The following is a 9,000-nucleotide window of genomic DNA, read 5'->3' as shown; positions in this document are numbered from 1 at the left end:
ACCATGCCTAAATCAATTTCTTTAATTGTAAAATAGGCATCCTCACTGCAATAACGCATATCGCAAGCTGTAACAATATCTACACCACCTCCAATACAGCCGTTATGAACGGCAGCAAGCACTGGCTTAGAACATTTTTCTATATACGTAATTGCATTCTGAAGTGTTTGAACCAACTTTCTAATCTTCTCACTTCTTCTGGCTGAGCAGGAAACTTTCTGGTATTCGCCAACAGACATGAGCAACTCTAAATCGATACCTGCGCAAAAGTGCTTACCTTCACCCGAGAGTACGATAACTCTGGCTTCATCTGTTGTGGATAGCGTTTCAAAAATAGATTTCATTTCAAGCCATGCTTCCATATGCAAGGCGTTTGATTTTTCGGGCCTGTTAAATGCTACATGAGCGATTTTATATTTCATTTCTACCTTAAAATGTTCGTATTTCATGATCTGTTATTTTGGTTCGATTATTAGGAAGATGCCTGTGCTGTCACCAATATTCAATACTTCGTGCCATTCAATACCTTCATTGCTAAAATTTGCACCTGTTGGTACCGTTAGTTCTCTAGTACCTGCGGCATCAGTAATTCTAAATGTGCTGCCAGCAATAGTATAACCAAAGTGTGCCGCATGATAATGCTTTTCATGACCAACACCCGGAGGGAAGATACATTTTAATACTCTTAATTTAGAGTTTTCCTCTAGCACCTCACACACAGCTTGATTCTTCCAACCAGCTTCTAAAGGATCAGGTAGATTGTTTTTAGGTGTACAACTAATTGATAGTAAAATGAAAATTAGTAAACGGATTGTAAGATTTGAAAAACCCATAAACTACGTTAATTGCTTAATTCCTAGTAGCACGCAAATTCCACCACCAATCATGCCTGCCCATGCTTCTATAGGAGAATCTCCACTCACTGCCCGTGTAATTTGAGTACCTACTGAATCATAGATGTCATACCCCCAAACAAAAAGTGCGATACCAGCTACAATTAATACAATTCCAATGATTTTGTTTTTCATAGTTCTGTTATTAAAATCCATACGTTTTTTTAGCACTCACTATCTGTTCCTTTTCAGTTGTATCAGGGTAGAGAATGTATTTTGGTGCAATTATGGGCTTAACTTGTTCCATCGTAATTGAAGTAATAGTTGTAAATGGAAAATCTCCTCCAGTTATTTTAATCAATTTTTTTTCCATTTTCTTAAACTCAGAATTAGTTTTATCAATGATTTTTGCTTTGCCTTTTACTTGAAATCCTTTTTGGACTAAAATGTCGATAAAACTCACACAGACATTTTGGTTCTGCTTGATGTTTCTTACGGTTTGAGGTGAGGCAATATTGGCAATAATTATTTTGTCCTCACCAAAAAAACTAAAAACCTCTTTGGGCGAAACATTTGGTATATTTTCTATCGATGCTGTAGCTAGCCAACAAAGAACACTTCTATTTACATATTCTTTAATTTCAGGGGTTAGTTCCATTGTTATTTATTTACCTAAAATAGAGGATTGCGTAGGTAATCCTGTGTGGAAATTCCGCAGTAATTAATTTGATATTTTGTTTGCTGTCGCTATTTCAATTCGAATTTCTTTGAACTTACTTAGTATCCAAAATGCTACTAAAATTCGCATTATAGGTTGGTAAATAATACTAAAATACTCAATAAATACATTTAGATTTTCCGACTTTAAGAATTCATTTCCGAAGGCAGTCAAATTTCCTAAGCCCCAAAATATCAAGAGATACGCAAGAATATTATTTAGTTTAGAAGTAGTAATGAGACTTATTCCATAACAGATATTGCCAAGTGCAAAAGCCACAATAAATAGTCCAAAAAGCGCGTAGCTAATTAATCCGGCATGATCAATATTAATTCGTATTATTTCTTGGATTGCAACATCATTTGTTTCGAAATACGATCTACGCAAATTGTTTAAGTAAAATAGAACAAACATTTGGCGAAAAATCTCAGTAAAAGAAAACACGGCAAAGAATGTAAATCCCAAAATTGTAAATCCAGGACTTTTCTTAAATTGAATTAATAGAAATCCCAACATTGAAATCAGTACAAATAAGCAATGAATAATCACCCAGTATCTATTTACAATGTATTTTGAATTCTCGAATAATTTATACCGATCTTCTAAACTTAGCTCACCTAAGTCAAATAAACTGGAGTGAATTCCCAGCGTAGTAATTACGGACAAAAAACAAGAAATAGCCGCAATCAATATAAATCTTTGGTATGAAGTATTTTGAATCATGATCTATTACATTCAGTTATTTATTACCGATTTTTACTATCAACACCAATTGTGATAGCAAATTCGGGATTACAAACTATTTTCTTGGCTGCTTAACGACAATTTAACAATTTAATTAGTTATAATTTATACCTAAATGGGACTTAGACTGTATTTTCTTAATCCGATGTTAGGTGCAGTAATACCTCTAAAATGGTGACTGCATATTAGCAGCAATGGATTTTGCAGAACGTAACAAACTATCCAGTGCAGGTCTGTTCAGATATTGGCCTCTTAGAAATACGCCTTCAATATCTCGAACATTGTTTATATCCTTTAGAGGATTAGAGTTTAGAAGAACCATACTTGCTAAGTGGTTTTGTTTAAGTAAACCGAACTCATTTTCTTTCTTCATGAATATAGTAGGATTGATGGTAGCGGTTCTCAAAGCTGCTGAAGTTGATAGTCCACCTTGAACCAGCAGATTCAGTTCATCATGTAGACTAAAGCCAGGATAACAAAAGGGACTCGGGTAGTCTGTGCCGGCCAGAATTTTCACTCCTCGTTTCTCCAGTATACCAATTAGAGTTGAAAGAAATTTAAACCTCTTTTTACGAATTTCACTAGGCTCACCTATACTGCTCTTCCACCATTCCATTATATGTTCTGGCAAGTATTGAAATAAGGAATCTTCATCGTGTAGTCGATCGTGGGAAGATGACATATACATATTGGTCAAAGTTGGCGTCCACCAGGTTTCACTTATTGCTAGCGTATCGATAAGTGCATTGAATTTTGCAGAGTCAAATGTCTCTATAAGAAATTCCTGTGCTTCCTCAGAAAATATCTGAAACTTGGGGAACCTTGACGCAAATTCCTCTGGTTTTGATGTGGAGGCATCAAGAATCCCTTCTGAATGTTCTATGCTTGCCTGACCTGCAGCTATTACCTCCCAAATATCTAAACGAATAGGAATATGCCCTGCGAAAGTAATACCATGCGCTCTACTGATTTCAGCGATGCTGTAGTGGCTCTCCTTCGTTAGATTTCCATAGATCTTAAAAAAATCAACGCCCTGTTCAATCTGCTTCAATGCTTCAGCTCTTGCCTCTTTATCATTGCTGATGCAAATTAATTCGTATGATGGTTAACCTGTAGATAGGCTTTGAAAGCCTATCGTTTATCATTGATTTAAAATTACTGTTTCAGAAGTTTGCCATAGCCGAGTTTACTCATTAAGCTAATCCTTTGTTATATCCATTTTTTCCTGATATGAACTGATTAAGGCACTTGCAAAAGCCTTTTTATCTTGTCGCAATAGATCTATTCCATCTCCTTTTGCCAGATCAGGGTGAACTTCTCGCAGGTTATTGTCACTCCAAAATGCCAACTCTACCAGAATAGGTGTCAGTTCCAATCCCTTTGGTGTAAGTCGATATATGTTGGTCTTTTTGTTATTAGGAAGTTTTGATTTAGTAACGATTTCTAATTCTTCAAGTAGCTTGAGTTTTATTGAAAGTATGTTAGTTGCAATCGCTTCATCACTCTCAATAAAATCTTTAAAGGTTTCCTTTCCGTCAACGAGCATTTGCTTCACAATAACAAGCATCCACTTGTCACCGAGAATATCTATAGCCGAAGTAAACGGGCAATCACATCGAAATTTATAGTCCATGTTTGAACGAATCTATTATTACTTGCAAAAAACAATTAATAATTACTTGCTATTTGAAAGTAATATGTTATTATTGCTTGTAATTTACAAGTAAAAAATTAGAAATCATGAAAAAACTGTTAACAATCACTATCATTTTGGCTTTTATCTCTTTCTGTAGCACTGCACAGACAAGTTCAGCCAGAGAAAAAGTATCTAAAAATTTACAATCAACTATTAACACTATGAGTAAGAAAGAAAAAGCCATTGCATTTATCAATGCCTTATCAAATCAAGATGAAGCGGCTATTAAACAACTGACAAGTGAAGACTTAATTCAACATAATCCTTCAGTTCCTAATGGTAGGGATGTAATAATTAACGTAGTATTTCCACTATTGAAAGACGCAGGAACACACGGAGAAGTTATTCGTGTTATTGAAGATGGAGACTTTGTTGTGATGCATAACCATTGGACAAACGCGAGTCCATTTGGCGGTGATGATTTAGTAGCTTTCGATATCTATCGATTCGATAAAGACGGCAAAATAGCCGAACATTGGGATGCTTTGCAGCCTTGGGTTGAAGAAACTGTCAGTGGAAGGTCTCAAATTGATGGAACCGTTGTTATAGACGATTTGGATAAAACAGATGCGAACAAAGTACTGGCAAAATCCATGGTAGAAGACATTTTGATGGGCAAAAACCCGAATAAAATCACTGATTATATCAGTTCTCAGCAATACAATCAACACAACCCAGGTATTAAGGATGGACTGGCTGGTATCATAGAAGCAGTTGAATATCTGACTTCTCAAAACAATATGTTTAAGTATACAAAAATCCACAAAGTATTGGGTGAAGGAAACTTTGTACTTACTATTAGTGAGGGAGAATGGAGTGGTAAAACGCAAGTGTTTTATGATTTGTTGCGCTTTGAAAATGGCAAAGCAGTGGAACATTGGGATGTTATACAGGCAATACCGACAGAAGGACTGGCTAATAACAACGGCATGTTTGGCTTTTGATCATTATAGAGGTTGCTCATTGAGACATTTAGGTATTTCTCATAGGTATTGTAATTAAAATAAAGCTACATTTAGATGTTTTGACTATATCTTAATTCAATTGCCCATGTATCTTCTTCTTAAAACCGTTCGTGTACTCACGATTTTAATTGTTCTCATTGGTATAAATACTGCTGTTTTTTGTCAATCACTTATTGATAGTCTGGAGCAAGTTGCAAAAACTGCTAAACCCGGATGGGATCAGATAGACATGGCGGTGGGTTTGGCTCGTTTATATATTGGTGGGCCTGGGGATAAGTTAAATGGTGAGAAGCAGATAGCCATAATTTATAAAAACGCAAAAGAGCAGAACATTCCTGAAGCCCGAGCTTATGGTCTTATCATGGAAAATCTGGTTGGTTACAATATTGAAAATGATACTGAAAAGAGTATTAAAGCATGTGAGGAAGCCATGGCCATAGCCAGAAAATACCATTGTAATGATGCATTGATTTTTGCCGGATATCAACTTGCTGAAAGGTATAGGGTAAGTAAAGGGGACTTTCAAAAATCACGGGAAATTATGGAAGAAATACTTCCTTATATGGATGAGACAGTAGATCACAAACACATTGCCAATGCAAAAAAAACATATGGTTATATTTTAACAAGACTGGGTGAAGAAGAACTTGGGTTTAAATATATGGAGGAGGCCATTGATATACTGCGGAAAATGAAACATGACCCATACATAGATCCAAGGATAGGCAGAGTAAGCTCCCAATATGCTGACATCAATAACCTAATTCAATATGCCATGTCCAACATGGGCGAATCAAAATTAAGGCTGGGTAAACCTGAAGAGGCTAGAAGGTATATGCAGGAAGCTTTGGATTTGGCCATTGGTTCTAAAAGGACAAGAATTATATCCTGGCAATATGAGCGCTTCGGCATACATTATGAAGCCCGTGGTTACTATGACAAAGCCCTCGAAAAATTTCAGCAGAGTAGGTTGTTATTAGAAAACACTGATTTGAAATTACATTTTGAGCATTCTAATACATTGTTGGCTAAGGTTATGATGCATATGAAAGATTATGAGGGCGCGAAAAAGTATTTAAATTCAGCAATCAAATTTTATCGAGAGACAAGTGACACCCTTTTTCTGGCTCAACAACTTATGCTGAGCAGTCGTATTGAATCCAGAATTGGAAATTTGGAAAAATCAAGAATAATTATGGATGAGGTAGATGGTTTAATGCCTTCGCTTAACACAACAGAAGTCAACGGCTTGTATCATCAAACTCTAGGAGAAATAGCCATGGCGGACAATAAAATTCAAGAGGCTATTGGGCACTTTGAAAAATCATTATCCATTTATGAAAAAGATAAAATTCTATTGGGTGTTTTAGAATTAGAAACCAGTCTGGTTAAAGCTTATACGGCCAATAGAGACTTTAAGAAGGCTGAAATATACGGACTTAGCGCCTTAGAGAACGCATATAAGCAGAGTAACATTGCCTTTATACGTCAATTATATCTCAGTTTAAGCGATGTTTATGAAGCGTCTAGTAAATATGATGAGGCGTTAAAAAATTATAAGTTTTATACTGCTTTTAACGATAGTGTATATAACGCAGATGCGCAGATTATGCTTAAAGAAGAACAGGTTCGTAGAGATGTACTAGGCATAGAAACTCAAAAAGCTGTTGCCGAAGCGAGTGTTCAGGCGCTGACACAGACTAATCAGTTGTATCTTGTGGCAGGGATAATATTGACCTCTATTCTGCTTTTTAGCTTGTACCTATATCTTAATTTAAGAAAGGCAAAAGTGAAAATTGAAGAAAAGAATAAGGAACGTGAAACATTATTAAAGGAGATACATCATAGGGTAAAAAATAACTTGCAGATTATTAGCAGTATTCTAAGCATGCAGTCGAGAAAGTTAGAAGATTCCTTGGCTAAAACTGCAGTGGATGAAGGCAGGAGCAGGATTAAATCAATGTCATTGATACATGAGAAATTGTACAGTTCGGATCAGCTAACCAATGTAAAGATGAAGGACTATATTGAAGAGTTAAGCGGTTTCCTTTTTAATACGTATAAACCAGCCGGGGTTGTACATCAGAAGATTAATGTGGAAGATATTAACATGGATATTGATACTGCCATTCCTGTTGGGCTAATCCTTAATGAACTGATTTCCAATGCCCTGAAATATGCCTTTAGTGCCAATGGCGATGGTGAGTTGGACATTAGTTTGCGAATGGAGAATAAGGAATATGTACTTCAAGTGTCTGATTCTGGTAAAGGTTTACCCTTGAATTTCACTGAGAGCCAAAGTATGGGAATGCGTTTGGTGAATGTATTAACTGAGCAACTGAATGGTTTGTTGAAAATAGAAAATGAAAGCGGAGCGCATTTTACACTTAAGTTTAAACCTTCGATAAGCTATTAAAAATATGAAACCTTTTTTTGATAAGAGATTCCGAAGAATTATGGCCTATTAACCGTTTTATTCTACAAATGACGAAGCCAGCTCTCAATAAAGTTTTCATTTACCCTCCATTGTTTTCTTCATAAACACTAAAAATGTGTCTTCCATCAGGTCGAAGAGCTCAGTTCGCATATTCATTTTAGTGTTTGTGTGTGCCTTGAATGGTGAATATAGCTCATGGATTTGAGTGTTCCAAGGGGTGAGAGTTCCTTAAGCGCTGCGGTGGTGACCGTGGAAGCAAAGCAAGTGGCAAGGTTGCTAACCGTGAGGTTAGGACTGAAGTAAGCCAGTGCTGACGCATCGGTACAGCATCGTTCCGAACTGCGGTAACTGAATCCGCCAGCTGGCGGAGAACCATATACTGATGCTATTAGGAAGGATGAGGTAGCACATCATGCCGAAGTCCAACCCTCCTGAAAGGGAGAAATTTCCGAAATAGTAGATATGGCAGCGTTAGGTACAAGGATATTCACCTTACCGAGGGAGGTCTCTGTGTTACTAGTTAACATAAGAGAAGTCAGCAGAGGTCATAGTAGCTACTGGTAACAAGTCCTGAAAAACAGGGAGGTCTTATCCGCCAGCTGGCGGAAAGGGCTGAACCCCGTTCTACAAAGGGGCAGGCTGTATTGTGAAGCGAAAATTCGTATAGGAATGCAGACCTATAGCGTCTGCATAGCCTATACTTAAAAGTAGTGGAAAGAGATAACTGGTGTAAAGAGCGGTTATCTTATGCTTTACGAACCGCCCAGTACGAGACCCGTACGCTGGGTGGTGTGAGAGCCTCAACCTGAGCCATTATGGCTCAGGTCGGGCTACTCGATTATCATCAGTTATTTTTAGATCGTTGTGGTTTTTCTTTTCAAGAAAGACAAGGTTAATACTGCAAAAACAATTAATAATGTGACAAGAAAAGCAGCATATTCATTAATTGAACCGATGAATGCAGTTAAGGATACCATTTTATCTGCTTCTTCGATTAACTGACCTATATATCCATTAACAAAAAAAAGCAGGCATACTAAAAGCCAGGGCCAACCTGATTTTATTTGCGCAAAAAATAGTAGCAATCCAAAAGCAACACTTATGTAAGTTGCGGTAATACCGGCTGTTTCAAATCGATAAAACGTTTCTGGGCCTTCAATTTTATACCCTGGAATAAAGCTTATAAGGGTAAAGAAAAGAGCTATTCCAAAAAATAAGAGAGAAGTACTCATCAGAAAATGTCCGTGTAGCATTCTGTTCTTTCGAAATAGGAATCCTAGTAAAATAAGTATAGCCACTTCTAAGGCAGGAAACATATTCTGAATCACTAACATATCAGCTTCACCACGTGCAGCTGATTTTGAAGCAGAGTGAACAGACAGTAACACTAAGGTTGCGATAAGTATTGGTCCAACTATAAAAATTGATTTACCTAATCTTCTGTGTAAAGAATTCCTTCTTGACTCTATGTAAATCAGTTGTGTTAATAGTAGCCCAAGCCATATGAAGGTTGTGACTACATGTAAGTTTTGATAAAATGTGGGGTCAGCTTCAGGACCAAAATAAATATTCCAAAATCCTGTAATACTCATCAAGATTACGATAAT

Annotated in this window: 10 protein-coding genes; 2 read left to right on the top strand and 8 right to left on the bottom strand. The window is 36.7% G+C overall.

The window, feature by feature from the left end; genetic code table 11:
• The 7 genes from RLO81_RS06775 to RLO81_RS06745 all read right to left on the bottom strand — a co-directional run.
• Positions 1 to 449 (bottom strand): enoyl-CoA hydratase-related protein (locus RLO81_RS06775; RefSeq protein WP_350109074.1); only part of this gene is annotated, 449 nt, incomplete at its 3' end.
• Positions 450 to 455: 6 nt separating this feature from the next.
• Entirely contained in the window at positions 456 to 833 is a 378-nt protein-coding gene (locus RLO81_RS06770) for a cupin domain-containing protein (RefSeq protein WP_350109072.1), read from the bottom strand.
• Positions 834 to 836: 3 nt separating this feature from the next.
• Entirely contained in the window at positions 837 to 1,028 is a 192-nt protein-coding gene (locus RLO81_RS06765) for a DUF3185 family protein (protein ID WP_350109069.1), read from the bottom strand.
• A gap of 10 nt (positions 1,029 to 1,038) precedes the next feature.
• Positions 1,039 to 1,491 (bottom strand): pyridoxamine 5'-phosphate oxidase family protein, encoded by a 453-nt coding sequence (locus RLO81_RS06760; RefSeq protein WP_350109066.1) that lies wholly within the window; start codon positions 1,489 to 1,491, stop codon positions 1,039 to 1,041.
• A gap of 63 nt (positions 1,492 to 1,554) precedes the next feature.
• Positions 1,555 to 2,274 carry a hypothetical protein gene (locus RLO81_RS06755; RefSeq protein WP_350109064.1) on the bottom strand — a complete coding sequence of 240 codons (720 nt, stop codon included), beginning with the start codon at positions 2,272 to 2,274 and terminating at the stop codon, positions 1,555 to 1,557.
• Between the two features lie 187 nt (positions 2,275 to 2,461).
• A complete protein-coding gene (locus RLO81_RS06750; protein ID WP_350109062.1) occupies positions 2,462 to 3,346 on the bottom strand; it encodes an amidohydrolase family protein in 885 nt (294 codons plus the stop codon).
• A 147-nt stretch (positions 3,347 to 3,493) separates the two neighbouring features.
• The gene (locus RLO81_RS06745; protein ID WP_350109059.1) at positions 3,494 to 3,928 is read right to left on the bottom strand and encodes a winged helix-turn-helix transcriptional regulator; all 435 of its coding nucleotides are present in this window, start codon (positions 3,926 to 3,928) and stop codon (positions 3,494 to 3,496) included.
• Positions 3,929 to 4,035: 107 nt separating this feature from the next.
• Between RLO81_RS06745 and RLO81_RS06740 the strand changes: the two genes are divergently transcribed.
• Both RLO81_RS06740 and RLO81_RS06735 read left to right on the top strand, forming a co-directional pair.
• Positions 4,036 to 4,935, top strand: a complete 900-nt coding sequence (locus RLO81_RS06740) for a nuclear transport factor 2 family protein (RefSeq protein ID WP_350109056.1) — start codon at positions 4,036 to 4,038, stop codon at positions 4,933 to 4,935.
• Positions 4,936 to 5,041: 106 nt separating this feature from the next.
• Positions 5,042 to 7,372: a tetratricopeptide repeat-containing sensor histidine kinase gene (locus tag RLO81_RS06735; protein ID WP_350109054.1), complete on the top strand. Its 2,331-nt coding sequence runs from the start codon at positions 5,042 to 5,044 to the stop codon at positions 7,370 to 7,372.
• Between the two features lie 875 nt (positions 7,373 to 8,247).
• On the opposite strand, the gene RLO81_RS06730 is transcribed toward RLO81_RS06735, so the two are convergent.
• Positions 8,248 to 8,985, bottom strand: a complete 738-nt coding sequence (locus RLO81_RS06730) for a hypothetical protein (RefSeq protein ID WP_350109052.1) — start codon at positions 8,983 to 8,985, stop codon at positions 8,248 to 8,250.
• Between the last annotated feature and the right edge of the window lie 15 nt (positions 8,986 to 9,000).

The sequence above is a fragment of the Fulvivirga sp. genome (assembly GCF_040220315.1).
Taxonomy (GTDB): domain Bacteria; phylum Bacteroidota; class Bacteroidia; order Cytophagales; family Cyclobacteriaceae; genus Fulvivirga.
The sequence above is the reverse complement of the archived record's forward strand: the minus strand, read 5'-3'. Positions and strand labels throughout refer to the sequence as shown.

Coding starts and splice junctions, on each gene's coding strand:
- RLO81_RS06770 (WP_350109072.1), bottom strand. CDS start 833: ATGGGTTTTTCAAATCTTACAATCCGTTTACTAATTTTCATTTTACTA.
- RLO81_RS06765 (WP_350109069.1), bottom strand. CDS start 1,028: ATGAAAAACAAAATCATTGGAATTGTATTAATTGTAGCTGGTATCGCA.
- RLO81_RS06760 (WP_350109066.1), bottom strand. CDS start 1,491: ATGGAACTAACCCCTGAAATTAAAGAATATGTAAATAGAAGTGTTCTT.
- RLO81_RS06755 (WP_350109064.1), bottom strand. CDS start 2,274: ATGATTCAAAATACTTCATACCAAAGATTTATATTGATTGCGGCTATT.
- RLO81_RS06745 (WP_350109059.1), bottom strand. CDS start 3,928: ATGGACTATAAATTTCGATGTGATTGCCCGTTTACTTCGGCTATAGAT.
- RLO81_RS06740 (WP_350109056.1), top strand. CDS start 4,036: ATGAAAAAACTGTTAACAATCACTATCATTTTGGCTTTTATCTCTTTC.
- RLO81_RS06735 (WP_350109054.1), top strand. CDS start 5,042: ATGTATCTTCTTCTTAAAACCGTTCGTGTACTCACGATTTTAATTGTT.
- RLO81_RS06730 (WP_350109052.1), bottom strand. CDS start 8,985: ATGAGTATTACAGGATTTTGGAATATTTATTTTGGTCCTGAAGCTGAC.